Raw genomic sequence first — 25266 nt, 5'->3', positions numbered from 1 at the left:
TTCGACCGGCGATGTGCCTCAGGTCCGGGGGTACCCCTGCGCACGCACAGCCAGGATGGATAGGGTCCCGATGCAATGGCCGGAGCACGTGTGGAGACGCTCATGGCCCGGACACGCATGCTGTGGCACCGGGCTCGCACCACCCTGCGCAAATCGGCGGTCGACTACTTCCGCGGCGACGGCTCGGACTGGCTCGCCTTCGGCGGCCTGCTCCTGACCATTCCCGCGATCGCCTGCGGCACGCTGATGATGCCCGTCTGGTTCTCGCCGGCCGCGCTGGTCCTGCCCATCGTCGCCGGCGGCCTGCTGCTGAGACCCGCCAGCCTGCTCGCGCTCTACGCCGCCTCCGCCGCCGCCCTGATCGTCGAGGCCCTGGTCCTCGGCCCGTACACCCAGGGCCCCGCCCGGGTCACCCCGGGCACCGTGCTCGTCGTCGCCGCCTGCGGGTTCTTCGGGCTGGTCATCGCCCAGTTCCGCAGCCGCGTCGGAGTGCCCTGGCGGCGCGGCGGCACCATGCTCTTCGACCTGCGCGAACGGATCCGGGTCCAGAGCAAACTGCCCTCCCTGCCACCCGGCTGGCACCGCGAGATGGCCCTGCGCCCCGCCGGCGGCCAGTCCTTCTCCGGCGACTTCGTCGTCGCCGCCCGCACCAACGGCGGCCGCACCCTGGAGATCGTCCTGACCGACGTCTCCGGCAAGGGCATGGAAGCAGGCTCCCGCGCACTGCTGCTGTCCGGCGCGTTCGGCGGCCTCCTCGGCGCCCTCCCGCCCCACGGCTTCCTGCCCGCCGCCAACGGCTACCTCCTGCGCCAGGACTGGGAGGAGGGCTTCGCCACCTCCATCCACCTCGTCCTGGACCTGGAGAGCGGCGACTACGAACTGCTGTCCGCCGGCCACCTCCCCGCCCTCCAACTCTCCGCCGGCACCGGCCGCTGGCGGGAGGTCTCCGGCGAGGGCCCGCTCCTCGGCGTCTACGACGGGGCCGAGTTCGAGCCCGCCCGCGGCAACCTCCGGCGCGGCGACGTCCTGATGCTCTTCACCGACGGCCTCGTCGAGACCGCCGACCGCGACATCAGCGAGGGCATCGACCGCCTCACCGGCGAAGCCGACCGGTACGTCGCCGCCGGCTGGGAGGGCGCCGCCTGGCACCTCATCGAGAAGGTCGCCAAGGACGTCAACGACGACCGCGCCCTGCTGCTCATCCGCCGCTCCATGTGACCCGGTGGTGGGGTTTACCCCACCACCGACCCGCCTGGTTCCGCCATGGTCCGCACCCCGACGTGCTCCGTAGCGTCGGAACCACGATCAGGACCTGATCGGCGGACACGGACGAACGGGCACACCATGGGGATCCTGCGGAACAGGCGGCGGCGCGAGGAGCGGGAGTCGGCGGCGGACGCCCGGTACGGATCCCCGTCCCGGACGGATGCCGCGTACGGGACGCCGTCCCCGGCCGACGCCCCGTACGGGACCCCGTCACCGGCCGACGCCCGGTACGGGACCCCGTCCCCGGCCGCCGTCGAACTGCGCGGCGTACGGCGCCGCTACGGGCGCGGCGCGGGCGCCGTGCACGCCCTGCGCGGCATCGACCTCAGCCTCCCGCGCGGCAGTTTCACCGCCGTCATGGGCCCCTCCGGCTCCGGCAAGTCCACCTTCCTCCAGTGCGCCGCCGGCCTCGACCTGCCCACCGAGGGCTCCGTCCGCCTCGGCGGCACCGAGATCACCGGCATGAACGAGAACCAGCTGACCGAACTGCGCCGCAGCCGCCTCGGTTTCGTCTTCCAGGCCTTCAACCTGCTGCCCTCCCTCACCGTCGAACAGAACGTCCTGCTCCCGATGCGCCTCGCCGGCGGCGGATCCGCCCGCCAGGGCCGGGCCCACGCCACCGAACTGCTCGCCCGCGTCGGCCTGGAGGGCAAGGGACACCGACGCCCCGCCGAACTCTCCGGCGGCCAGCAGCAGCGCGTGGCCATCGCCCGCGCCCTCGTCACCCGCCCCGACGTGATCTTCGCCGACGAACCCACCGGCGCCCTCGACGCCACCACCGCCGCCGAGGTCCTCGACCTGCTGCGCACCGCCGTCGACTCCCTCGGCGCCACCGTCGTCATGGTCACCCACGACCCCGTCGCCGCCACCCACGCCGACCAGGTGCTCTTCCTCGCCGACGGCCTCATCGCGGACCGGCTGCCGCGCACCGACGCCACCACCATCGCCGCCCGGATGCGCACCCTCGCCACCCGCCCCGCCCTCGCGGGAGCGGCGGCCTGATGCCCATCCCGAACGGACTGGCCCGCGCCGCGCTGCGGTTTCGCCCCGCGGCGTTCGCCGGCACCTTCATCGCCCTTCTCCTGACCGTCGCCATCGTGTCCGCCTGCGGAATCCTGCTGGAGAGCGGACTGCGGGCGAGCGTCCCTCCCACCCGCTACGCCCAGGCCCCCGTCGTGGTCGCCGCCGACCAGCGGGTCCATCTGCGGGCCGGCGCCGGCGAGGGCACCTACGAGGTCACCGCCGCCGTCCCCGAACGGGCCCGCGTCGACGCCGCCCTGTTGGAGCGGCTCACCCCGCTCGGCCGGGCCGTCCCCGACGTGAGCTTCCCCGTACGGGACGACGCCGGAGCCACCCTCGACGCCTCCGGCTGGGGCTCCACCGCCTTCACCGGCGAGCACCTCGCCGCCGGCCGGGCCCCGACCCGCCCCGGAGAGGTCGCCCTCGGCACGGCCGGCCCCGACCGGATACGCCTGGACACCCCCGCCGGCCCCCGCGAGTTCCGCGTCGTCGGACGTGCCGACCGGCCCGGAGCCTGGTTCTCCGACACCGAGGCCCGCGCCCTGTCCGGCCACCCCGACGCGCTCGACGCCATCGTGCTCCTCGACGCGGACCCGCGCGCCGACACCCCGGCGGTCCGCGCCGCCGTCGGCGACCGCGCCCGGATCCTCACCGGCGCCGCCCGCGTCATGGACCCGCGGCTGGAGGGCGCCAAGGCCCTGCTGTCCGGCCTCGGCGGCTCCTTCGGCGGCGTCGCCACCCTCGTCGCCGTCTTCACCGCCGCCGGCACCGTCGCGCTCTCCGTCGGCCAACGCTCCCGCGAGTTCGCCCTGCTGCGGGCCATCGGCGCCACCCCCCGCCAGATCCGACGCACCGTCGCCACCGAGGCCCTGCTCATCGCACCCGTCGCCGGCGCGCTCGGCTGCGTACCCGGCATCGCCCTGGCCTCCTGGTGGTTCGGGCAACTCCAGGAGAAGGGCGCCATCCCCGACGCCGTCGAACTGTCCGTCTCCTGGATCCCCCTGCTGTCCGCCATCGGCATCGGCCTCGCCACCGCCCTGCTCGCCGGCTGGGCCGCCGCCCGCCGACCCGCCCGGATCCGGCCCGGACAAGCCCTCGCCGCAGCCGCCGTCGAACGCCTGCGCCCCGGCTGGATCCGCACCCCGCTCGGCCTCGCCGCCCTCGCCGGCGGGATCGTCTGCGCGGGCCTGGCCGCCGGGAACACCGGTGAGGACGCCGCCAACGCCTCCCTCGGCGTGGTCATGCTCTTCATGCTCGCCGTCGCCCTGCTCGGCCCGCTCGTCGCCCGCGCCTGCGCGGCCGTGTTCGGCCTCCCGCTGCGCGCCACCGGGCCCGCCGGCCGCCTGGCCGCCGCCAACTCCCGTACCAACGCCCGCCGACTCGCCTCCGCGATCACCCCCATCGTGCTCGCCATGGCCTTCTCCTCGACCCTCGTCTTCCTGCACACCAGCCAGGACCGGGCCACCCGCCAACAACAAGAGGCCGGGCTGCTCGCCGACCACGTCGTCACCGACCCGCGCTCCACCGACGGAGGCATCGCCGTCACCCGGACCTCCGTCCTCGCCGTGATGGGCTCCGGCGCCGACCGGTGGCTCCAGTCCGCCACCGCCCAGGGCGTCTCCGGCGACCCGACCCCCGTCCAGGACCTGGGCGTACGCTCCGGCTCCCTCGCCCGCCTGCGTCCCGGCACCGTCGCCGTCGACCGCACCCTCGCCGACTCCGCGCACGCCTCGGTGGGCGACCGCATCGACCTGCGGCTCCCCGACGGCACCCCGAGCCGCCCCGAGATCACCGCCGTCTACTCCCGAGGCCTCGGATTCGCGGAGGTCACCCTCCCCGCCGCGGACCTCGCCGGGCACACCACCTCCGGCCGCCCCACCGAACTCCTCGTCCGAGGCCCCGTACCGGCCGACGCCGGCCCGGCGATCCCCGCCTCCCGGTGGACCGCCGCCCAGGACCTCGACCGCGCCCTCAACGCCTGGGCCAACAACACCATGGCGGCCGTACTCGGCGGCTTCGCGGCCGTCGCCGCCGCCAACACCCTCGTGATGACCGTCCTCGACCGCCGCCGCGAACTGCGCATGCTGCGCCTCGTCGGCTCCACCCGCCGGCAGGTCCTGCGCATGCTCCGCTGGGAGGCCCTGCTGATCACCGGCGCGGGCATCGCCCTCGGCTCCGCCATCGCCCTGGCCACCCTGATCCCGCTGACCAAGGCCGTCACCGGTGAGGGCCCGTACGTCCCACCCCTGGTCTACGCGTCCTTCGCGGCGTCCGCACTGCTCCTGGGCCTCATCTCCACGGCCCTCCCCGGCCGCCTCCTCACCCGCCGCCCGTCGCCGACGACCTGAACCGCGGTCCGGGGGGCTCAGGGGGGCGGGCCAATCCCACCCGATTGGCCCGCCCCCGCAGCCCCGCGAAGACCTACCGTGCCCCCATGCACCACACGCTCGCCGCCGACCTCGCCCGCCTCCCGGACCTCCTCGACGCCACCCGCCGGGCCGCCGTCGAGGCCCTCGCCGGCCTGGACGCGCGTCCCGTCGTACCCCCGCGCCCCACGACGGGCCCGCGCCCCGAACCCCTCCCCGTCCACGGGGCCGGCGCCGCAGCCGCCCTGGACGCCTTCCAACACCGCTGGGCGCCACTCCTGTCGGCCTCCGCCGGCCCCCGCTACCTCGGCTTCGTCACCGGCGGCGCCACCCCCGCCGCCCTCGCCGGCGACTGGCTGACCGCCGCCCACGACCAGAACTCCAACTCCGCCCTCGACGGCGCCGGCCAAGACCTCGAACGCGAGACCGTCTCCTGGCTCCGCGACCTCTTCGGCCTCTCCGACGCCCACACCGGCACCTTCCTCAGCGGCGCCACGATGTCCAACACCACCGGCCTCGCCCTCGCCCGCGAATGGCTCGGCGAACGGCGCGGGATCTCCGTCTCCGAGGACGGCGCGGCAGCGCTCGGCCCCGTCCGCGTCCTCTCCGGCGCCCCGCACTCCTCCATCGCCAAGGCCCTCTCCGTCCTCGGCCTCGGCCGCAACGCCCTGGTGCCCGTCCCCACCCTCCCCGGCCGGGAAGCCGTCGACCCCGCCGCCCTGGACCGGGCCCTCGCGGACACCCCCGGCCCGGCCGTCGTCGTCGCCAACGCCGGCACCGTCAACACCGTCGACTTCGACGACCTCCGCGCCATCGCCGCCCTGCGCGAACGCCACGACTTCTGGCTCCACACCGACGCGGCCTTCGGCGCCTTCGCCGCGCTCTCCCCGGAACACGCCCACCTCGTCGACGGGCTCGACGCCTCGGACTCGGTCTGCGTCGACCTGCACAAGTGGCTCAACGTCCCCTACGACAGCGCCGTCCAGTTCACCCGCCGCCGCGACCTCCAGGCCCGCGTCTTCCAGAACGCCGCCGCCTACCTCGGACCGCTCGGCGAACACCCCGACCTGGTCCACCTCACCCCGGAGAACTCCCACCGACTGCGCGCCCTCGCCGCCTGGTTCACGCTTCGCGCGTACGGCAGCGAGGGCCACCGGGAGATCGTCGAACGCGACATCGCCTGCGCCCGCTCCCTGGCCGCGGAACTCGCCGAGGACCCCGCCTTCCGCGTCCTGGCCCCGGTCCGCCTCAACGTCGTCTGCCTCACCCTCGCCGAGGCCCCCACCGCGGCCCGCCTGACCGCCCTGCGCGAAGCCGTCCAGACGGAGGTCTTCCTCACCCCCACCGTCTACGCGGGAACCCCCGCCCTGCGCGCCGCGTTCTCCAACTGGCGTACCACGCAGGCGGACGTACGCCGAGCCGCACAGGCTCTCCGCACAGCGGCAAGGGAGCTCACATGACCGATCGCGCACTCACCCTCATCGAGGTCGAGGCCCTCGCCCGCGCGGCACACGAGGGACAGACCGACAAGGCCGGTCGCCCCTACGCCGAACACCTCGCGGCCGTCGCCGAAGGCGTCCGCCTGCGCGGAGGCACCGCCGAACAACAGGCGGCGGCCTGGCTCCACGACGCGATCGAGGACGACGCCCTCACCCCGGACTGGCTCGAATCGGCCGCTCTGCCCACCCCCGTCAAGGACATGGTCCTCGCCCTCACCAAGGTCCCGGGCGAACCGGTCGAGGGGTACACGGCCCGCATCCTCGCCACCCCGGGCGCCCTCCTGATCAAGGAAGCCGACCTGGCGCACAACGCCGACCCGGTACGCCTGTCCGTACTCGACACCCCCACCCGCGACCGCCTGTCAGCCAAGTACGCGCACGTGCGCTCCCTCCTCGGCCTCACCACGCCGTGACCCCCGCGCCACGCCCGAAGCACGCGACCCTCACATCCCATTGACGGCAAAGTCACCATGCCCATTCCCCACGCGACGGATAGTCAGGCCCCGTTGGTGGGAGGATGGTGCGTGTGGGGGCATGGGCCCCAGGCCGACCAGGGGACGACCGAAGGTGTGATCAGAAGTGGCCATTTCGCTGTCAGTGGTGGTTCTGTTGGCGATCATCCTGGTGATCCTGATCCGCGGCAAGCACATCAAGGCCGGCCCCGCGATCATCGCGGTCCTCTTCGGCTTCTTCCTGGCGTCCAGCTCCATCGCCCCGGACGTCAACCGCTTCCTCAACTCCCTGGCGGACACGATCGCCGGCATCAAACTCTGAACCCCGGGCAGCGGGAACCGAACGAGCCGGCCGCACCACGGTGCGCCCCGCTCGTTCGTCACACCCCCCGCCCCGACGCTTCAGCCCGTCACCAGGTGGCGATCGTCGCGGAATAGTGGGAGCCGATCACGTCGCGGTCGAGCCCGACTCCCTCGGGCACCCGCAGGGGCAACCCGTTCAGATCGGGATAGGAGTGATAGCCGGCCAGGCTGGGCGCGACGTGTATCACCAGGTCATCGGGGCGAATGGCCAACAAGCCACTGTCGAAGAGCCGGTGGATGTCCGAACGCAGCAACAGCCCTTCCTCGACACGGTGCCGTGCGGTCTCCGAGAAGGGACGCAAGTGCGCGGCCTCCAGTACCTCCGCGGGCGCGGGACCGGTCATCGCGCAGATCAGGCCGTACCGGCGGATCAGGGCCCGCCGGAAGGCGTCCTGGCCCCGCCGCACGGCCACGTCCGCCCGCGTGTGACCTCCCGGCAGCACGAAGGGACGATGCCGTCGCCCCTCACGATCGGGGAGCCGGACCCCCCGGGACACGACTGCCGCCATGGTCCTCGCGCGGTCCATCGCCCTGATCGACTGCTGAGCGGAATTGCTCAGGCTCAACTCCGACAACTGTGCCTTCCCCAGACATCCCTCAAGCGGCTGCCAGGTTCCCCCGTAGTGAGCCCGGTACTCCGTCACCCGGATCGACTCCACCCGAGGGTGATCGAAGGCGGTCTGGCACGGGCTGCACTTGTAGCGCGGAAGTTCCCTCGTCCGCTCCTTGAAGCTCGTGCTCCTGCAGACCGGACACCGCCTGCGGTCCTTCGGACGATCGGGGAACACTTCCAGTTCCTCGATGTAGCCGATGCCCAGAGCCTCACGGCCGTTGCGCACCACGACCAGATCGCCCTCCGCCACCTGCTGGTGGTTCCCGACCGTCGAGTCGTAGCCGTAGGACTCCTCCACGACGTCCTCGTAGCCGTCGTTTCCCTGGAACTGCCGTTCGTCGCCGGCGACCAGGAACGACCAGGCCCTGCCCCCGATGACCGCCGCCGCGTTCTCCACCCTGTTCATCCGGCGAGGATAGAAGTACGCACCGACACCGGAGTTGACGTGGGGCAGGACGTACACCCCCGTGACACGCAGAGCCGCCCGCAGACGCGGAAGCGGCAGGCCCCCGCGCCCACGCCGCCGGGACCGCTCGACGTCCTCGAACCGGCCGGGCCGGAGACGACGCGTCCCGGAGCACACCGACCCAGGGAACGACGAAGGGCCAGGTCGAGGAAATCTCCTCTGACCTGGCCCTTCGTTCTTCTGAGCGGGTGACGGGAATCGAACCCGCGTAGCTAGTTCGGAAGGAAGCTGACCCGGACGAAATCCGCGTCCTGGCGGCAGACCTGACCACAGCACTGCCAGACACAGTCCGCGTAGCAATCAGCCGCGGCCATCGCCTAGTGACATCGGCAGCATCCGCTCGTGGAGAACGCGACGTCGTACCTCGTCCGCCGACGGTCGTGAGCTAGCGCCACCTCCACCCCAACGGCAGGAAGCCTCCAGACGAGCACTGGGGGCTTCGTTGTGTGCGCTGCGGCTTTCCAAGCTAGTTGCTGTTCCATGGCCTCGTGTACGAGGCTATCCACCTGTGTTCATGCCCCGGCGGCATCTCAGCTGGGTTCGGTTGCCGTCCAGCCCTGAGCGCCCGTGAACCGCACTGAACAGGACGGAACTGAGATGGGGGCTCCGGTGGAACGAGTAGAGGCTGAGCTGTTCACCTACGGCGGGAACGACGCCGTGGTGCGCCTCCAGGGCCGCAACTTTCCTGGTGTCCTGATCCAAGGGGACACCCTCAGCATCCTGCAAGGGGATGTGGCCGAGCTGATCGAGTTGTGTACGGCGGGTGACCTGGAAGAGGCCAAGTACGTGGCGGGCCTCATCCATGCCGATCTGGGGGAGAAGCTGAAGCGCTATACCGATGCGCTGGAGGCCCACGGGATCTCCCGCCCCTTCTGATCTGCAGCTCCAACCAGACCGTCAGCGATGGCCACACTGGCCGCTTCGAGGCTGCGGAGAGCCAATAGGTGTACATCCGCCGTCGGTGATGGCCGGCCGGCCGCTCTCACTCGTCGTCGCAGCGCTCCAGGACCAACCCGAGGGACCCGTCCTCCAGTCCGTTGCTGTCTTCGAGGTGCAGGTGGCTCCCATCGGGAACACCCTCCCCGGCAAGTACAAGCAGATGTCCTGCAAGCGTCCTGAGTCCTGCGGCATTCGCCTCAATCACGACTTCTCCCCCCAAGCCCCGCACCTCAATCCGCGCGTCCGCCTCCCACGTGAAGACTTGCGCGACACCATCGGTGACGGCCGTGACTTGGGTGCTCTCAACGGGGGCGCTGCGGGATTCAGAGGTCATGGCGACCATCATGCCGCCCAGCGCACACGGCTCCGGAGGCCCCGTGCGTCTCACACGTTTCAGCAGGTCGTGGCCTTGGACGCGCCTACCCAGCTTGGGCTGACGAGCTCGTGCATGGTTGGCAGTGAGACGCTGGATCTTGATACCTGATCATGTTCGTGTGGTGGGGAACGGTCTCGTGCAGCGATCATCAGCGATCGGCGGATCACAGGGTTGTCGGCCGAGGTGATCGCCGAACTCGTCGCCGAGGTTGGTCCGTTATGGCATGAACGGCATCGGGCGAGACTGGAGTCCAGGCCACGCAAGCGGGCCGTGGGCGCCGGGGCAAAGCATCAGCTGGTCTTTGTCGATCGGCTCCTGGCCACACTGGTCCACTTTCGCCGCGGTGCTACTCACGACATGCTGGCCTGCTGGTTTGGTGTGGACCGGCCGACACCAAACCAGCAAACGCGAAGCCCGCGGCCTGGACGACAACGAGCCGGACACCGTGCTCGTCCTCGCCTCCTGGCAGTACGCCGGCCACGGACACAGCCCGCGGGAGTCGGTACTAGCCGACACCATCGCCCGCGGCATCCAGCTGAATCGCCAGACCGCCCGCGAAGCCCTGCAGGGAGAGCAGCATGAATGAGCGTTTCCTCAGCGTCGTTCAGGTCGCCGAACTGCTCGGAACCACCGTGCGATTCCCCCGACGCCTCGTCGAGGAGCGGCGGATCACCTATGTGAAGGTCGGCCGGTACGTACGCATCCCCGAGAGCGCCGTTCAGGCGTTCATCACGGCGAACACCGTCGAGCCGCGCCGTCGCCGTCTGGGGGTGGCTGCCTGATGGCCGGAAAGCGCCGCCAGTTCGGCCGGGTCCGCAAGTTGCCCTCCGGTCGGTACCAGGCTCGGTACCTCGGTCCGGACGGGGAGCTCCGTCCCGCACCCGAGACGTTCCGTACGAAGAAGGACGCGGACGACTGGCTCGCGACAAGCAGACCGAGATGCGTAAGGGGGACTGGCACGACCCGGACGCCGGGAAGGTCGCCTTCGGACCGTACGCCGTCGTATGGATCAAAGAGCGCGAGCTGACCAGCACGACGAGACAGCTCGACTCCTTACTCCTCAAGCACCACCTGGAGCCGGCCCTCGGCGCCGTCAACCTGGAGGAGGTCTCTCCACCTCTCGTGCGCAGTTGGCGTGCCGACAAGCTCACCGCGGGCACCGGCCCCACCACAAGCGGTACGCCGAGGCCGGCGCCGACGGCCGCGTTTTCATCGGGGTCAAGGGGGCGACCCCGCGCCGGAACCACTTCAACCGGCTGTGGCACAAGGCGTGTGGTGAGGCGGGCATCAAGGGGCTGCACTTCCATGACCTTCGGCACACGGGCAACACGCTCGCCGCGTCGACGGGTGCCAGCACGCGGGAGCTGATGACGCGTATGGGCCACAGCACCGCCCGCGCCGCACTCATCTACCAACACGCCAGTGCCGATCGGGACCGGCTGATCGCCGACGCGTTGAGCGGGCTTGTGAACAAGAGCCGCAGGAACAACAAGAACAAGAAGTAAGGACGTGCGGGGCACGCGGGAAGATCCACGGCGGAAGGGGCACGCAGGGGACACGGAGAGCTGATCGCCGCCCCGGAAACGCATCGGGGCCAGGTCGAGGAAACATCCTCTGACCTGGCCCTGAGCCGTTGAGAGCGGGTGACGGGAATCGAACCCGCGTAGCTAGTTTGGAAGACTAGGGCTCTACCATTGAGCTACACCCGCAAGACGTGCGACGCAGGTCCGGGGACCGCGGCACGGACAGCATCCTAGCGGGTCGCGGCGGGGGATCGCACACCGCTTTCCGGGGTGGCGTCGTGCCCGGTGTCGGTCCGCCGCCCCACGCGCGCACGCCTCTGTGGGAAACGCGCGCGTCGGAGGGTCTCCGGGCATGTACCCTACGTGTCGCACCGACGGGGTGTGGCGCAGCTTGGTAGCGCGTCCGCTTTGGGAGCGGAAGGTCGTCGGTTCGAATCCGGCCACCCCGACCAGCCAGCCTTATCCGCACGATGATCGCGTTGTGGGCTGATTGCCGCTTGCGGTTACTATGCAAGCTGCGTGCCCGTGTGTCTGATGCCGGGCCGAATCCGCTGAACCGCTGAATCACAGCGTGACGGCAGAACCCCCAGCAGTCAGCCACAAGGAGACCGAACCGTGAAGAGCGCCGTGGAGACCCTGAACCCGACTCGGGTTCGGCTCACTGTTGAGGTGCCCTTCGAGGAGCTCAAGGACAGCCTCGACGCGGCCTACAAGAAGATCAACCAGCAGGTCACGGTGAAGGGCTTCCGCAAGGGCAAGATCCCGGCCCGCGTCATCGACCAGCGCTTCGGCCGCGGTGCGGTGCTGGAGGAGGCCGTCAACGACGCCCTCCCGAAGTTCTACACCGAGGCGGTCAACGAGGCCGACCTGAACCCGCTGGGCCAGCCCGAGGTCGACATCAAGGAGCTGAAGGACGGCGAGCTGCTGTCCTTCACCGCCGAGGTGGACGTCCGCCCCGAGATCGAGATCCCGGACTACGCGGGCATCGAGGTCGAGGTCGACGCCATCGACGTCTCCGACGAAGAGGTCGAGAAGGCCGTCGAGCAGCTGCGCGGTCGCTTCGCGTCCACCAAGGACGTCGAGCGCGCGGCCGAGGACGGCGACGTCGTCACCCTCGACCTTGAGGCGAAGGTCGACGGCGAGGTCCTCGAGGACGGCGTCGCCCAGGACGTCTCCTACACCATCGGCTCGGGCGAGCTTCTCGAAGGCATCGACGAGGCCGTCAAGGGCCTGGAGGCCGGTGGCGAGGCCACCTTCACCTCCCAGCTGAAGGGCGGCTCCGCCGAGGGCAAGGACGCCGAGGTCACCGTCAAGGTCACCAAGGTCTCCGCCCGTGAGCTGCCGGAGCTGGACGACGAGTTCGCGCAGATGGCGAGCGAGTTCGACACCCTCGACGAGCTCAAGGCGGACAGCCGTACCCGCCTGGAGAGCCAGAAGCAGTACGACCAGGCCACCCAGGCCCAGGAGCGCGTCCTGGAGAAGTTCCTGGAGCTCGCGGAGATCCCCGTTCCCGAGAAGCTGCTCGCGGACGAGGTCCAGACCCGCAAGCACAACCTGGAGCACCACCAGCTCGGCCAGATGGGTCTGACCATCGAGAAGTTCCTGGAGCTCCAGGGCAAGACGGTCGAGGAGTTCGAGGCCGAGACCGGCGAGCAGGCCGTCAAGGGCATCAAGACCCAGTTCCTGCTGGACGCCCTGGTCAACAAGGAGAAGCTGGGCGTGACCCAGGAGGAGCTCACCGAGCACCTCATGCGCCGCGCGCAGTCCTCCGGCATGTCCCCCGACCAGTTCGCCCAGGCGGTCGTCGAGGGTGGCCAGGTTCCGATGCTGGTCGGCGAGGTCGCTCGCGGCAAGGCCCTCGCGGTCGTCGTCGAGAAGGCCAAGGTCACCGACACCAACGGTGAGGTCGTCGACCTGTCCGACGAGGACGAGGACGAGGCCGCCGCCGAGGTCGCCGAGGTCGTCGAGGCCGACGCGGACGCCGACGAGGCCAAGGCCGACGAGGCCAAGTAACACCTCGGGCGACGCCTCGCGCGGAGCCCGCCCCGCATGGCTTGAAACATGCCCCGAAGGGCCCGGACGCAGCAGCGTGCGGGCCCTTCTGCGCTTGCCGGCGACGGCTCTGACCTTGCGCTCCGAGCGAACAGTTCGGGAAGCGGGATGGCGTTGTCCCACCTGCGCGTTAGGGTCCATGAATACGAGGGCACGGGAGTACCCGAAGCCGGCGGACGTCGTCCGTACCGGTTGGTCCGCGCCCCAGAACGAGACGCTGAGACGGCATGTGGCCGTCGGAGACGAGCAGGTGGATACGTGACGAATCTGAAGCCTTACGCCGCGGGTGAGCCGTCCATCGGTGGCGGCCTCGGCGACCATGTCTACAACCGGCTGCTCGGCGAGCGCATCATCTTCCTCGGCCAGCAGGTAGACGACGACATCGCGAACAAGATCACGGCGCAGCTCCTGCTCCTGGCCGCCGAGCCGGAGAAGGACATCTTCCTGTACATCAACAGCCCCGGCGGCTCGGTGACGGCCGGCATGGCGGTCTACGACACCATGCAGTACATCCCCAACGACGTCGTCACCATCGGCATGGGCATGGCGGCCTCCATGGGCCAGTTCCTGCTGACCGGCGGCGCCAAGGGCAAGCGCTTCGCCCTGCCGAACACGGACATCCTGATGCACCAGGGTTCCGCCGGCATCGGTGGCACCGCGTCCGACATCAAGATCCAGGCCCAGTACCTGCTGCGCACCAAGCAGCGCATGGCCGAGATCACGGCGTTCCACTCGGGCCAGACTGTCGAGGCGATCATCCGCGACGGTGACCGCGACCGCTGGTTCACCTCCGAGGAGGCCAAGGAGTACGGCCTCATCGACGAGATCATCTCGGCCGCGTCCAACGTTCCGGGCGGCGGCGGCACCGGGGCCTGATTCCCGGCAAGCACCGTCAGTCCCCAGTCGACAGCCCGCAGAACGCCACCAGGATGGTGAACACCCAGATGCACATGAACAACCTCTCTCCCGCGAGCGGCCTTTACACCGGCGCTCAGGTGGACAACCGCTACGTCATCCCGCGCTTCGTCGAGCGCACCTCGCAGGGCGTGCGCGAGTACGACCCGTACGCGAAGCTCTTCGAGGAGCGCATCATCTTCCTCGGCGTGCAGATCGACGACGCCTCCGCCAACGACGTCATGGCGCAGCTGCTGTGCCTGGAGTCGATGGACCCGGACCGCGACATCTCGATCTACATCAACAGCCCCGGCGGCTCGTTCACCGCGCTGACGGCGATCTACGACACGATGCAGTTCGTGAAGCCGGACATCTCGACGGTCTGCATGGGCCAGGCGGCCTCCGCCGCCGCCGTCCTGCTCGCCGCCGGCAGCCCCGGCAAGCGTCTCGCCCTGCCGAACGCCCGCGTGCTGATCCACCAGCCGTCCGGCGGCACCGGCCGTGAGCAGCTCTCCGACCTGGAGATCGCGGCCAACGAGATCCTGCGCATGCGCGACCAGCTGGAGAACATGCTGGCCAAGCACTCGACGACGCCCATCGAGAAGATCCGCGACGACATCGAGCGCGACAAGATCCTCACTGCCGAGGACGCGCTCGCGTACGGCCTGGTCGACCAGGTCGTGTCCACTCGGAAGATGAACGCGGCCTGATCCTTGCCGCCAGTTGACGTGGGTCCGTCGCCGGATTCGGCGATGTGAACCACGTCAAGGGGGCCCCGCACGGGGCCCCCGGCAAGGTACCGTCGGATATGAGGCACCAGGAGTCGCTGAACCAGGCGGCTCCCAGGCGAAGGGGAAGCACCTCGTGGCACGCATCGGTGACGGCGGCGACCTGCTCAAGTGCTCGTTCTGCGGAAAGAGCCAGAAGCAGGTGAAGAAGCTCATCGCAGGACCCGGTGTGTACATCTGCGACGAGTGCATCGACCTCTGCAACGAGATCATCGAGGAGGAGCTCGCCGAGACCTCCGAGGTCCGGTGGGAGGAACTCCCCAAGCCTCGTGAGATCTACGAGTTCCTGGAGAGCTACGTCGTCGGCCAGGAGCCGGCGAAGAAGGCGCTCTCGGTAGCGGTGTACAACCACTACAAGCGGGTCCAGGCCGGCGAGAACGGCGGCGCGCAGGGCCGGGACGACGCGATCGAGCTCGCGAAGTCCAACATCCTGCTGCTGGGTCCGACGGGCTCCGGCAAGACCCTGCTGGCGCAGACGCTCGCGCGCATGCTCAACGTCCCGTTCGCCATCGCCGACGCGACGGCGCTGACGGAGGCCGGCTATGTCGGCGAGGACGTCGAGAACATCCTGCTGAAGCTGATCCAGGCCGCTGACTACGACGTCAAGAAGGCCGAGACCGGCATCATCTACATCGACGAGATCGACAAGGTCGCCCGCAAGAGCGAGAACCCGTCGATCACGCGCGACGTCAGCGGCGAGGGCGTTCAGCAGGCCCTGCTGAAGATCCTGGAAGGCACGACGGCCTCGGTTCCCCCGCAGGGCGGGCGCAAGCACCCGCACCAGGAGTTCATCCAGATCGACACGACGAACGTCCTCTTCATCGTGGGCGGCGCGTTCTCCGGCCTGGAGAAGATCATCGAGTCGCGCGCGGGCGCCAAGGGGATCGGCTTCGCGGCGACGATCCGCTCCAAGCGCGAGATCGAGGCGAGCAACCAGTTCCAGGAGGTCATGCCGGAGGACCTGGTGAAGTTCGGGATGATCCCCGAGTTCATCGGCCGTCTGCCCGTGCTGACCTCCGTGCACAACCTGGACCGCGAGGCTCTGCTCCAGATCCTGATCGAGCCGCGCAACGCCCTGGTCAAGCAGTACCAGCGGCTGTTCGAACTCGACGGTGTGGAACTGGACTTCGAGCGCGAGGCGCTGGAGGCCATCGCGGACCAGGCCATCCTCCGCCAGACGGGCGCGCGAGGCCTGCGCGCCATCATGGAAGAGGTCCTGATGTCGGTGATGTACGAGGTTCCGTCCCGCAAGGACGTGGCCCGCGTGGTCATCACCGCGGACGTGGTCCGCTCCAACGTCAACCCGACGCTGGTCCCGCGGATCGTCCCGAAGGACCAGGGCCCGCACGAGAAGTCGGCGTAACGGCAACGCGGTTGTGTGAAGGGGGCGCCCCGGCCGGTCGGCCGGGGCGCCCCCTTCTTCACGTCGTGTCCAGGCCTCGGGTGACCGGTGCGGCGTGATCGGTTCGACGGCCTTGACGCCTGCCGGGATCGAGTGCTCGCCGCAAGTGCCGAAGGGGCGCCCCAGGCCGGGGCGCCCCTTCGGTGCTGAATGGTGAAGCGGTGCGGGCGGGGGTTATGTCCCGCCCGCTCGGATCACCCCTTGACGCGTGCCGTGTTGTACAGCTTCCCGGCGTACTCCGCGGTCTGGTCGAGGGTGAAGCCGTTCTTGTTGGTCACCGCCGCGCCCAGGTCGATGGGCATGATCATGCCCATGGTGCTGTAGTCGGTCCAGATGCACATGGACATCGAGAACTCCTTCGGGGCCAGCGGATTGGTGGAGGCCGTCTTGGGCTTGAACTTCGCCTCCTGGCACTTCATGAGCGCGCCCTTGAAGCCGGCCGGCTTCTTCGTCGTCGCCTCGCCGACGAAGGTGATCTCGTTCTTCTTGTCCTCCTTCTCGGCGCTGGCCTTCATCAGGTTGAAGGACGCGTCAAGAGTCTTGGCGGGGTCTTCGATCTCACCGTAGATGCCGGAGAAGCTGAGGATCTTGGCAGTGAGGGGGTTGGTCTTGGGATCGCCCGACTGGTAGTCCTGGGAGGCCTGCTGGGGGTTCTTGATGCCGATCCCCTCGGCTTCCTTCTTGTCGTCCGGGTCGAAGGTCTTGTCCGTCGAGCTCTTATTCGGGGGCTTCGTGAACTCGTTCACCGACTGGGGCGGGACGATCTTGAAGCCCTTGGTGTCGTCCGACACCGAGCCCGCGCCGCCGCTGCCCAGGAAGTACCACGCGCCGCCCGCGATGGCCGCCACCAGCACGACCGACAGGACGATCACGCCGGTCTTCGACTTCTTCGGCGGCTGCTGCGGCGGCATCCCGCCGTACGGCGGCTGCTGGGGCGGGATCCCCGGCTGCTGCGGGTAGCCGTATCCCTGCTGCTGCGGGGGCTGCTGGGGGTAACCGGGCTGCTGCGGGTACCCCTGGGGGGCGCCCGGCGGGGGCGGCTGCTGGGGGTAGCCGTAGCCGGGCTGCGGGGCCGGCTGGCCGTACGGGTTCGGCTGCTGCGGAGGCGGACCTCCGTAGGGCCCGGGCTGCTGCGGCTGCCCGCCGCCGTACGGTCCCGGCTGGTTGTAACTCATGACCGCGTCCCCCTTTAGGAACTTCTTATGTTCCTCTCATCCTGACGGAAGGACGCCGGGTTCCGGCCGCCGGGGCCCCAGGCGTTACGGAACCACGACGCCGACGCGGCCCCGAACCGCGAGGTCGGCCGGGAGCGGGCCCGGGAGGCGGAATGGATTCGTGGCCGGGGCGGCACCGCCCGTATCCTGTGCCCCGTGACCGAGAACACGCAGACACCCAGCGCCCCCACCTCCGAACTGCCGACCCAGTACGCGCCGGCCGAGGTAGAGGGAGAGCTCTACGAGCGCTGGGTCGAGCGCGGTTACTTCACCGCCGATCCGGCGAGCGAGAAGCCGCCGTACACCATCGTCATCCCGCCGCCGAACGTCACCGGCTCGCTCCACCTGGGACACGCCTTCCAGCACACGCTGATGGACGCCCTCACCCGCCGCAAGCGGATGCAGGGTTACGAGGCGCTGTGGCTGCCGGGCATGGACCACGCCGGCATCGCCACCCAGAACAAGGTCGAGCAGCAGCTCGCCGAGGAGGGCAAGTCCCGCCACGACCTGGGCCGCGAGGAGTTCATCGAGCGCGTCTGGCAGTGGAAGGAAGAGTACGGCGGCAAGATCCTCGGCCAGATGCGTCGCCTCGGCGACGGCGTCGACTGGTCGCGTGAGCGCTTCACCATGGACGAGGGCCTGTCCAAGGCCGTCCAGACCATCTTCAAGAAGCTCTACGACGACGGTCTGATCTACCGCGCCGAGCGCATCATCAACTGGTGCCCCCGTTGTCTGACCGCCATCTCCGACATCGAGGTGGAGTACCAGGACGACGCGGGCGAGCTGGTCTCGATCCGTTACGGCGAGGGCGAGGACAGCCTCGTCGTCGCGACGACCCGCGCCGAGACGATGCTCGGTGACACCGCCGTGGCCGTCCACCCCGACGACGAGCGGTACAAGCACCTCGTCGGCACCCGGATCAAGCTTCCGCTGACCGACCGGACCATCCCGATCGTCGCGGACACGCACGTCGACCCGGAGTTCGGCACCGGCGCCGTCAAGGTGACGCCCGCGCACGACCCGAACGACTTCGCGATCGGTCAGCGCCACGACCTCGAGTCCATGACGATCATGGACGAGCGCGGCGTCATCACCGTCCACGGCCCCTTCCAGGGCCTGGACCGCTTCGAGGCCCGTTCGGCCGTCGTCGGCGCACTGCGCGAGCAGGGTCGGATCGTCGCCGAGAAGCGTCCGTACCAGCACTCCGTCGGGCACTGCTCCCGCTGCAGCACCACCGTCGAGCCGCGCCTGTCGCTCCAGTGGTGGGTCGGCGTCAAGCCGCTCGCCACGGCGGCCGGCGACGCGGTCCGCGACGGCCGGGTCACCATCCACCCGCGCGAGATGGAGAAGCGCTACTTCGACTGGGTCGACAACCTCAACGACTGGTGCATCTCGCGCCAGCTGTGGTGGGGCCACCGGATCCCGATCTGGTACGGCCCGGAGGGTGAGATCGTCTGCGTCGGACCGGACGACGAGATCCCGACCGGCGAGGGCTGGACGCAGGACACCGACGTCCTCGACACGTGGTTCTCCTCCGGCCTGTGGCCGTTCTCCACGCTCGGCTGGCCGGAGAAGACCCCGGACCTGGAGAAGTTCTACTCCACCGACGTCCTGGTCACCGGCCACGACATCATCTTCTTCTGGGTCGCCCGGATGATGATGTTCGGTTTGTACGCCATGGACGGCGAGGTCCCCTTCAAGACGATCGCGCTGACCGGCCTGGTCCGTGACGAGCGCGGCAAGAAGATGTCGAAGTCCTTCGGCAACGTCGTCGACCCGCTGGACTGGATGGACAAGTACGGTTCCGACGCCGTCCGGTTCACCCTCGCCAAGGGCGCCAACCCCGGCACCGACGTCCCGATCGGCGAGGACTGGGTCCAGGCGTCCCGGAACTTCGCCAACAAGATCTGGAACGCGACCCGCTTCGCCCTGATGAACGGCGCCACCGTCGAGGGCGAGCTGCCGGCCCCCGAGCAGATGTCGGCGACCGACCGCTGGATCCTGTCGCGGCTGAACAAGACCGTCGAGCAGGTGGACGGGTACTACGAGGACTTCCAGTTCTCGAAGCTCAGCGAGGCGCTCTACCACTTCGCGTGGGACGAGGTCTTCGACTGGTACGTCGAGCTGTCGAAGACGACGTTCTTCGCGGGCGGCGAGGGCGCCAAGGTCTCCGGCCGCGTCCTCGGCGAGGTCCTCGACGTGACGCTGCGCCTGCTGCACCCGGTGGTCCCCTTCGTCACCGAGACCCTGTGGACCACGCTCACCGGCGGCGAGTCCCTCGTCGTCGCCGACTGGCCCAAGGACAGCGGCTTCCGCGACGAGGCCGCCGAGCGGGAGATCGAGAACCTCCAGGCCGTCGTCACCGAGGTCCGTCGCTTCCGCGCCGACCAGGGTCTCCAGCCGGGCCAGAAGGTCCCGGCCCGACTGGACCTGGCCGGTACCGCGCTGGCCGCGCACGAGGGTGCGATCCGGCAGTTGCTGCGCCTCCAGCCGGAGGGCGAGGACTTCAGCGCCACCGCGACCCTGCCGGTCGCCGGCGCCACCGTCGCGCTCGACCTGTCGGGCACCATCGACGTGGCCGCCGAGCGCAAGCGGCTGTCGAAGGACCTGGCCGCCGCGGAGAAGGAGAAGCAGCAGGCGGAGGGCAAGCTCGGCAACGAGGCCTTCCTGGCCAAGGCTCCCGACAACGTCGTGGACAAGATCAAGGGCCGGCTCGCCAAGGCCGAGTCGGACATCACCCGGATCAAGGCCCAGTTGGAGACGCTGCCGCCCGCGTAGCGGCCGTCGGCAGGGCACGGGCGAAGGCCCCCACACCGTCGAGCGGCGTGGGGGCCTTCGCCGTACTCGGCCCCCCGCCGCCTCGGTGGGGCCGGCCGGCCCTGCCGGAAATCATCCCGAGTGCCGCAAATCACTTCTTATGCCCCGTCACCTCATTCGATCGGGGCCGCTCACCACGGATGATGGGGGACATGCACGCCAAGCCCGTCGTCTCGGCGCTCCGCCAAGCCGCGGCCACCGGCCGCCGCCTCGGCGAGGGCTGGGCCGGGTCCCCCCGGGCCATGGACGTCCTGACCGCCCTGAGCTGCCTCGCACTGATGGCACTGGACCTGCCGGGCCTGGCCGCCGCCGACAACTCGCTCAACGGCTGGATGGCCGCCGCCGTCCTCACCGCCGGCTGCGCGAGCCTGCTGGTACGGCGCCGCATGCCCTGGCTCGCGTACCTCACCGCGCTCCTGTTCGTCGGATGGCTGCACGAGCTGACGCTGATCCAGTTCGCCCTGTACTCGGTCGGCCGCTACCGGGGCCGGCGGGCCGGAATCCTGGCCACCCTCGGGTACGTGGCGTTCGCGCTCGCTGTGTTCAGCGTTCCGGGATGGCCCGAGCCGCGGGCGCAGAGCCTCAGCGCCTTCCTCAGCCTGGTCGTGCCGATCGGGGTGCTCGCCTCGGCCGTGGGGATCGCCGCGTACCGGCACGACCTGGTGCGCGAGCTGGACGTCCGGCGGGCCGAGTCGGCCGTCCTGCAGGCCGTCCAGCAGGAGCGCACCTCCGTCGCCCGGGACGTGCACGACTTCGTCGGGCGGGAGCTGACCCTGCTGACCGTGCGGTCCGAGGTCCTGTCGACGCGGGCGCGCGAGACGGCGTACGCGAAGGACTTCGAGGAGCTGGCCGACACCGCGCGCCGGGCACACCTGGTGCTGAACGAGATCATCGTGCAGCGCGGCGGGCCGTCCGCGACCCCCGGCGTCGACGGCCTGGCAGCGCTGGCGCAGGAGAGCGGCCGGGCCGGGTCACCCGTTCGCCTGGTGATGGATCCCGAGGTGCACGAGGTGTCGCCGCTGCGTCAGGCGGCGGTCTACCGGGTGGTGCAGGAATGCCTCACCAACGCGGCCAAGCACGCCCGGGGCGAGACCATCGACGTGTCGATCGAGGCCGCGGGCCCGCACCTGCGGATCGCCGTCATCAACAGCCTCCCCGAGCGCACCCCGACCCGCGCCCCCGTCTCGGCGGGCTCGGGCACGGCGAGCATGTCCGAACGCGTGCGCAGCCTGGGCGGAACCCTGAAGGCGAAGCGGACCGACGAGTCGTACGTGGTGATCGCCACGCTGCCACGCGGCTGAGCCGTCCCTCACGGGTCCGCGCGGCCCGGCGGTCAGGCCTTTGCGGGGGAGAGCAGGCCGTTCAGGGTGTCGAGGTCCTCGACGCACTTGCCCGACCCCAGTGCCACGCAGTCCAGCGGGGCGTCCGCGACGAACACCGGGATGCCGGTCGCGGAGGCCATGCGCAGGTCCAGGCCGGGAAGCAGGGCGCCGCCGCCGGTGAGGACGATGCCGTGCTCCATCACGTCGCCCGACAGTTCCGGCGGACACTCCTCCAGGGTGCCGCGCACGGCGGCGATGATCGCCTCGACCGGTTCGTCGAGGGCGGCCCGGACGTCGCCGGCGGTCAGTTCCAGGGTCTTCGGCATTCCCCCGACCCTCTCGCGGCCCCGCACGGTGAAGGCGCGGGTCTCCGCTTCCGGCCGCTCCGGGACCGGCCAGGCCGAGCCGATGGCGACCTTGACGTCCTCGGCGGTGCGCTCGCCGATGAGCAGCCCGTGCTCCTTGCGGACATGGTCCATGATCGCCGCGTCCAGTCGGTCCCCGCCCACCCGCAGCGACCGGGCGGTGACGATGCCGCCGAGCGAGATGACGGCCACCTCGGTGGTGCCGCCGCCGATGTCGACGACCATGGAGCCGCGCGCCTCGGACACGGGAAGCCCGGCGCCGATCGCCGCCGCCATCGGTTCCTCGATCAGGTGCACGGTCTTGGCGCCGGCCCGGGTGGACGCGTGCACGATGGCCCGTCGTTCGACCGGGGTGACCCCGGACGGCACGCAGACCACCATGCGGGTGCGCGGGCGGCGGCCCGGGACGGCCTTGCGGACGAAGTGCCGGATCATCTCCTCGGCGGCCTCGTAGTCGCAGATCACCCCGCCCTGGAGGGGGCGGATCGCGGTGATGGAGCCGGGGGTGCGGCCGATGGTCTCCTTGGCCTCGGTTCCGACGGCCAGCGCGGTGGTCGTACCGGCCCTCACGGCGACCACGGACGGCTCATTGAGGACGATTCCGTGGCCCCGGGCGTAGACGAGCGTGTTCGCGGTCCCCAGGTCGATCCCTATGTCGCGGCTGGACTTCGTCTTGTTGCTGCTGGCCTGCGGCATTTGTTCCCCTATCTCCTGCCCGCAAGGCTTGCATAACGATCCGGTCGCTTTGATCGCCGAAGGTCCTGAAACGGCCGGGCCGAAAGTCCCGCGGGTCCTCGTCCGTAGACTGGCCCCGTGAGTGAGCAGCAGCCCGAGAGCCATGGCCCCGACGAACCGGGCCGCCCCTTCGACGGGATCGACGCGTTCGACCAGATCATCGCGGAGGAGTCCGACCGCGACCCCGACCTGGCGGTGATCGAGGCCGGCAGTCGCACCCTGCGCGCACACGGCGGAGCGCCGCTGGGCGAGCAGGTGCCCGCCGTCCCCACCGACCCGGAGGTGGCCAAGGCGCTGCAGGAGGTGGAGCAGGAGCTGGCCGGCCGCTGGGGCGAGACGAAGCTGGAGCCGTCCGTCTCGCGGATCGCCGCGCTGATGGACGTCCTGGGCGAGCCGCAGCGCGCGTACCCGTCCATCCACGTCACCGGCACCAACGGCAAGACCAGCACCGCCCGCATGATCGAGGCCCTGCTGAACGCCTTCGAACTGCGCACCGGCCGCTACACCAGCCCGCACGTGCAGTCGGTCACCGAGCGGATCAGCCTGGACGGGGCGCCGATCACCCCGGAGCGGTTCGTGGAGACCTACCACGACGTCAAGCCGTACGTGGAGATGGTCGACGCCGCCGAGGAGTACCGGCTGTCGTTCTTCGAGGTGCTCACCGGGATGGCCTACGCGGCCTTCGCGGACGCCCCCGTGGACGTGGCGGTCGTTGAGGTCGGCATGGGCGGCACCTGGGACGCCACCAACGTGATCGACGGCGTGGTCGCCGTGGTCACCCCGATCAGCCTCGACCACACCGACCGGCTCGGCTCCACCCCCGGCGAGATCGCGCAGGAGAAGGGCGGGGTCATCAAGCAGGACGCCACCGTCATCCTGGCGCAGCAGCCGGTCGACGCGGCGCAGGTGCTGCTGAAGAAGGCCGTCGAGGTCGACGCGACCGTGGCCCGCGAGGGCATGGAGTTCGGGGTCGTCTCCCGCGAGGTGGCGGTCGGCGGCCAGATGCTGACCCTGCGCGGCGTGGGCGGCGAGTACGACGGCATCTTCCTCCCGCTGTACGGCGCCCACATGGCGCACAACGCGGCCGTGGCGCTGGCGGCGGTCGAGGCCTTCTTCGGGGTCGGCGCGGAGCACGCGCGGGAGCTGGACACGGACACCGTGCGCAAGGCCTTCGCCTCGGTGACCTCGCCGGGCCGCATGGAGGTCGTGCGGCGCAGCCCGACCGTGGTCCTGGACGCGGCGCACAATCCGGCGGGGGCCCGGGTGACCGCCGAGGCCGTCACCGAGGCGTTCGGCTTCAGCCGGTTGATCGGGGTCATGGCCGCCAGCGAGGGCAAGGACGTCAGGGGCGTCCTGGAGGCCTTCGAGCCGATCTTCGCGGAGATCGTGGTCACGGAGAACTCCAGCCACCGGGCGATGTCGGCCGACGAGCTGGCGGGCGTGGCGGTGGAGGTCTTCGGGGCCGACCGGGTGCAGGTGGAGCCGAGGCTGGACGACGCCCTGGAGGCGGCGATCACCCTGGCGGAGGAAGAGGCCGAATACGGCGGGGCCGGGGTCCTGGTGACCGGCTCGGTGATCACGGTGGGCGAGGCCCGCCTGCTGTTCAAGAGGGGCTGAGGGAATGCGCACGCTCTGCGCGAGCACGCTGATCGGCGAGTTCTTCGTGATCGGTTTCGCGGGCCTGGTGGCCATGAAGGACCCGGACCTGACCCAGGCGACCGTGTGGACGGTGTGCGGCGTCGCGATGCTGCTGTCGATCCTGCTGTGCGGGATGCTGTCGCGGCCCGGCGCGGTGCAACTGGGATGGGCCCTTCAGGTGGGTCTGATCCTCAGCGGTTTCGTGGTGCCGACGATGTTCTTCCTCGGGGCGGTCTTCGCCGGTCTGTGGTGGTGCTCCGTGCACTACGGACGCCGCATCGACGACGTGAAGGCCCGTTGGGCCGCCGCCCATCCGGAGCACGAGGCGCAGGCCTGAGGTCACGGGTGCGTCACCCCTGGGCGGCCGGCGCCCGGCGGGCGCGGTCCGGCCCCGCCGCACCTGTAGATTCGTCCCACCGCACCCGTTTGCCGCAAGGAGTTTCCACATGACCCAGCGCACGCTCGTCCTGCTCAAGCCCGACGCCGTCCGTCGTGGCCTGATCGGCGAGATCATCGGCCGCATCGAGCGGAAGGCCGGCTGGACCATTCCCGCGCTGGAGCTGCGCACGCTCGACCAGGAGACCCTGGAGGCGCACTACGGCGAGCACAAGGGCAAGCCGTTCTACGAGCCCCTCATGGGCTTCATGTCCGGTGGCCCGGTCGTCGCCCTCGTGGTCGAGGGCGAGCGCGTGATCGAGGGTGTTCGCGGCCTCGCCGGCCCGACCGACCCGATCGCCGCGGCGCCCGGCTCGATCCGCGGCGACTTCGGTTCCATCACCCGGGAGAACCTGATCCACGCCTCGGATTCCGAGGAGTCCGCGGAGCGCGAGCTGAAGCTGTTCTTCCCCGCGCTCTGAGGCCGTTCCCCCATCAAGCGGAACGCTGCCACCGCAGTCTCCTCTGACGCGAGATCAGCCGAATAGCGCTCACGACCTGGGGCGACCGAAGTAATTTCGGTCGCCCTTCGGTATTACCGGCGCAGACGGGGAACGCATGTGCAGGACACGACGTCACCACTAAGGGGGCGGGTATCCGTTCCGGCGGGATTGCCGGAGTCCCGTCGCGCGATGTCCGTACACGCGGCACTACGATGGGGCCTCCACCCACACACCCACCTCGCCGACCTGACAGCAGCCGCTATCAACTGGAAGGCCAG

General features: G+C 70.2%; 22 protein-coding genes, 2 tRNA genes and 2 pseudogenes. 21 read left to right on the top strand and 5 right to left on the bottom strand.

From position 1 onward, the window contains the following. The first annotated feature begins 102 nt into the window (after nt 1-102). From ACFYW3_RS08055 to ACFYW3_RS08030, 6 genes are all read left to right on the top strand, one after another. Complete coding sequence (locus ACFYW3_RS08055; RefSeq protein ID WP_385642367.1) at nt 103-1218, top strand: PP2C family protein-serine/threonine phosphatase; 1116 nt, start codon at nt 103-105, stop codon at nt 1216-1218. Nucleotides 1219-1344: 126 nt separating this feature from the next. Then, entirely contained in the window at nt 1345-2268 is a 924-nt protein-coding gene (locus tag ACFYW3_RS08050; RefSeq protein ID WP_389385847.1) for an ABC transporter ATP-binding protein, read from the top strand. Next, nucleotides 2268-4634: an FtsX-like permease family protein gene (locus tag ACFYW3_RS08045; RefSeq protein ID WP_389385846.1), complete on the top strand. Its 2367-nt coding sequence runs from the start codon at nt 2268-2270 to the stop codon at nt 4632-4634. The genes ACFYW3_RS08050 and ACFYW3_RS08045 overlap by 1 nt, the downstream gene beginning before the upstream one ends. Nucleotides 4635-4720: 86 nt before the next feature. Further along, nucleotides 4721-6112, top strand: a complete 1392-nt coding sequence (locus ACFYW3_RS08040; protein WP_389385845.1) for a pyridoxal phosphate-dependent decarboxylase family protein — start codon at nt 4721-4723, stop codon at nt 6110-6112. Further along, complete coding sequence (locus ACFYW3_RS08035) at nt 6109-6564, top strand: HD domain-containing protein (protein ID WP_389385844.1); 456 nt, start codon at nt 6109-6111, stop codon at nt 6562-6564. Before ACFYW3_RS08040 ends, ACFYW3_RS08035 begins: the two co-directional genes overlap by 4 nt. 166 nt (nt 6565-6730) lie before the next feature. Further along, entirely contained in the window at nt 6731-6925 is a 195-nt protein-coding gene (locus tag ACFYW3_RS08030) for a hypothetical protein (RefSeq protein WP_053674919.1), read from the top strand. Nucleotides 6926-7013: 88 nt separating this feature from the next. Here ACFYW3_RS08030 and ACFYW3_RS08025 read toward each other — a convergent pair whose 3' ends face one another. Continuing rightward, nucleotides 7014-7985: an HNH endonuclease gene (locus tag ACFYW3_RS08025; RefSeq protein WP_389385843.1), complete on the bottom strand. Its 972-nt coding sequence runs from the start codon at nt 7983-7985 to the stop codon at nt 7014-7016. A 669-nt stretch (nt 7986-8654) separates the two neighbouring features. Between ACFYW3_RS08025 and ACFYW3_RS08020 the strand changes: the two genes are divergently transcribed. Further along, nucleotides 8655-8921, top strand: coding sequence for a DUF6959 family protein (locus tag ACFYW3_RS08020; RefSeq protein ID WP_351754992.1), 267 nt, complete (start codon nt 8655-8657; stop codon nt 8919-8921). A gap of 106 nt (nt 8922-9027) precedes the next feature. On the opposite strand, the gene ACFYW3_RS08015 is transcribed toward ACFYW3_RS08020, so the two are convergent. Next, nucleotides 9028-9318 carry a hypothetical protein gene (locus ACFYW3_RS08015; RefSeq protein WP_351754995.1) on the bottom strand — a complete coding sequence of 97 codons (291 nt, stop codon included), beginning with the start codon at nt 9316-9318 and terminating at the stop codon, nt 9028-9030. Nucleotides 9319-9543: 225 nt separating this feature from the next. Here ACFYW3_RS08015 and ACFYW3_RS08010 point away from each other — a divergent pair. The 4 genes and pseudogenes from ACFYW3_RS08010 to ACFYW3_RS07995 all read left to right on the top strand — a co-directional run. Continuing rightward, a pseudogene (locus ACFYW3_RS08010) lies at nt 9544-9705 on the top strand (transposase); the annotation flags it as partial. Nucleotides 9706-9772: 67 nt separating this feature from the next. Beyond that, a pseudogene (locus ACFYW3_RS08005) lies at nt 9773-9946 on the top strand (replication initiation protein); the annotation flags it as partial. After that, the gene (locus ACFYW3_RS08000) at nt 9939-10142 is read left to right on the top strand and encodes an excisionase family DNA-binding protein (RefSeq protein ID WP_351754998.1); all 204 of its coding nucleotides are present in this window, start codon (nt 9939-9941) and stop codon (nt 10140-10142) included. The pseudogene ACFYW3_RS08005 and the gene ACFYW3_RS08000, both read left to right, overlap by 8 nt. 348 nt (nt 10143-10490) lie before the next feature. After that, nucleotides 10491-10865 (top strand): tyrosine-type recombinase/integrase, encoded by a 375-nt coding sequence (locus ACFYW3_RS07995; RefSeq protein WP_351755001.1) that lies wholly within the window; start codon nt 10491-10493, stop codon nt 10863-10865. A gap of 133 nt (nt 10866-10998) precedes the next feature. Here ACFYW3_RS07995 and ACFYW3_RS07990 read toward each other — a convergent pair. Beyond that, a tRNA-Gly gene (locus tag ACFYW3_RS07990) sits at nt 10999-11069 on the bottom strand. 189 nt (nt 11070-11258) lie between these two features. Between ACFYW3_RS07990 and ACFYW3_RS07985 the strand changes: the two genes are divergently transcribed. From ACFYW3_RS07985 to clpX, 5 genes are all read left to right on the top strand, one after another. Continuing rightward, a tRNA-Pro gene (locus tag ACFYW3_RS07985) sits at nt 11259-11335 on the top strand. A gap of 163 nt (nt 11336-11498) precedes the next feature. Then, a complete protein-coding gene (gene tig / locus ACFYW3_RS07980; protein ID WP_389385842.1) occupies nt 11499-12896 on the top strand; it encodes a trigger factor in 1398 nt (465 codons plus the stop codon). Between the two features lie 297 nt (nt 12897-13193). After that, on the top strand, nt 13194-13811 hold the full coding sequence (locus ACFYW3_RS07975) for an ATP-dependent Clp protease proteolytic subunit (protein WP_053674923.1): 618 nt from the start codon (nt 13194-13196) through the stop codon (nt 13809-13811). 53 nt (nt 13812-13864) lie between these two features. Continuing rightward, the gene (locus ACFYW3_RS07970) at nt 13865-14539 is read left to right on the top strand and encodes an ATP-dependent Clp protease proteolytic subunit (RefSeq protein WP_351755007.1); all 675 of its coding nucleotides are present in this window, start codon (nt 13865-13867) and stop codon (nt 14537-14539) included. Nucleotides 14540-14693: 154 nt separating this feature from the next. Beyond that, a complete protein-coding gene (clpX, locus tag ACFYW3_RS07965; protein ID WP_351755010.1) occupies nt 14694-15980 on the top strand; it encodes an ATP-dependent Clp protease ATP-binding subunit ClpX in 1287 nt (428 codons plus the stop codon). A 233-nt stretch (nt 15981-16213) separates the two neighbouring features. On the opposite strand, the gene ACFYW3_RS07960 is transcribed toward clpX, so the two are convergent. Next, complete coding sequence (locus tag ACFYW3_RS07960; RefSeq protein ID WP_389385841.1) at nt 16214-17194, bottom strand: hypothetical protein; 981 nt, start codon at nt 17192-17194, stop codon at nt 16214-16216. Between the two features lie 195 nt (nt 17195-17389). Between ACFYW3_RS07960 and ACFYW3_RS07955 the strand changes: the two genes are divergently transcribed. Beyond that, a complete protein-coding gene (locus ACFYW3_RS07955) occupies nt 17390-20011 on the top strand; it encodes a valine--tRNA ligase (protein WP_389385840.1) in 2622 nt (873 codons plus the stop codon). A 191-nt stretch (nt 20012-20202) separates the two neighbouring features. After that, nucleotides 20203-21351, top strand: coding sequence for a histidine kinase (locus ACFYW3_RS07950; RefSeq protein WP_351755019.1), 1149 nt, complete (start codon nt 20203-20205; stop codon nt 21349-21351). Between the two features lie 32 nt (nt 21352-21383). On the opposite strand, the gene ACFYW3_RS07945 is transcribed toward ACFYW3_RS07950, so the two are convergent. Continuing rightward, on the bottom strand, nt 21384-22433 hold the full coding sequence (locus ACFYW3_RS07945; RefSeq protein ID WP_389385838.1) for a rod shape-determining protein: 1050 nt from the start codon (nt 22431-22433) through the stop codon (nt 21384-21386). Between the two features lie 117 nt (nt 22434-22550). Between ACFYW3_RS07945 and ACFYW3_RS07940 the strand changes: the two genes are divergently transcribed. The 3 genes from ACFYW3_RS07940 to ndk all read left to right on the top strand — a co-directional run bounded on the left by ACFYW3_RS07940 (nt 22551) and on the right by ndk (nt 24967). After that, nucleotides 22551-24089 (top strand): bifunctional folylpolyglutamate synthase/dihydrofolate synthase, encoded by a 1539-nt coding sequence (locus ACFYW3_RS07940; protein ID WP_389385837.1) that lies wholly within the window; start codon nt 22551-22553, stop codon nt 24087-24089. A 4-nt stretch (nt 24090-24093) separates the two neighbouring features. Next, nucleotides 24094-24447 (top strand): DUF4233 domain-containing protein, encoded by a 354-nt coding sequence (locus tag ACFYW3_RS07935; protein WP_053674940.1) that lies wholly within the window; start codon nt 24094-24096, stop codon nt 24445-24447. Between the two features lie 109 nt (nt 24448-24556). Further along, nucleotides 24557-24967 (top strand): nucleoside-diphosphate kinase, encoded by a 411-nt coding sequence (ndk, locus tag ACFYW3_RS07930; protein ID WP_053674942.1) that lies wholly within the window; start codon nt 24557-24559, stop codon nt 24965-24967. Nucleotides 24968-25266 lie beyond the last annotated feature (299 nt).

Origin of the sequence: Streptomyces sp. NPDC002602, assembly GCF_042889445.1 — a bacterium.
In the GTDB taxonomy this organism is placed as follows: domain Bacteria; phylum Actinomycetota; class Actinomycetes; order Streptomycetales; family Streptomycetaceae; genus Streptomyces.
The sequence above is the reverse complement of the archived record's forward strand: the minus strand, read 5'-3'. Positions and strand labels throughout refer to the sequence as shown.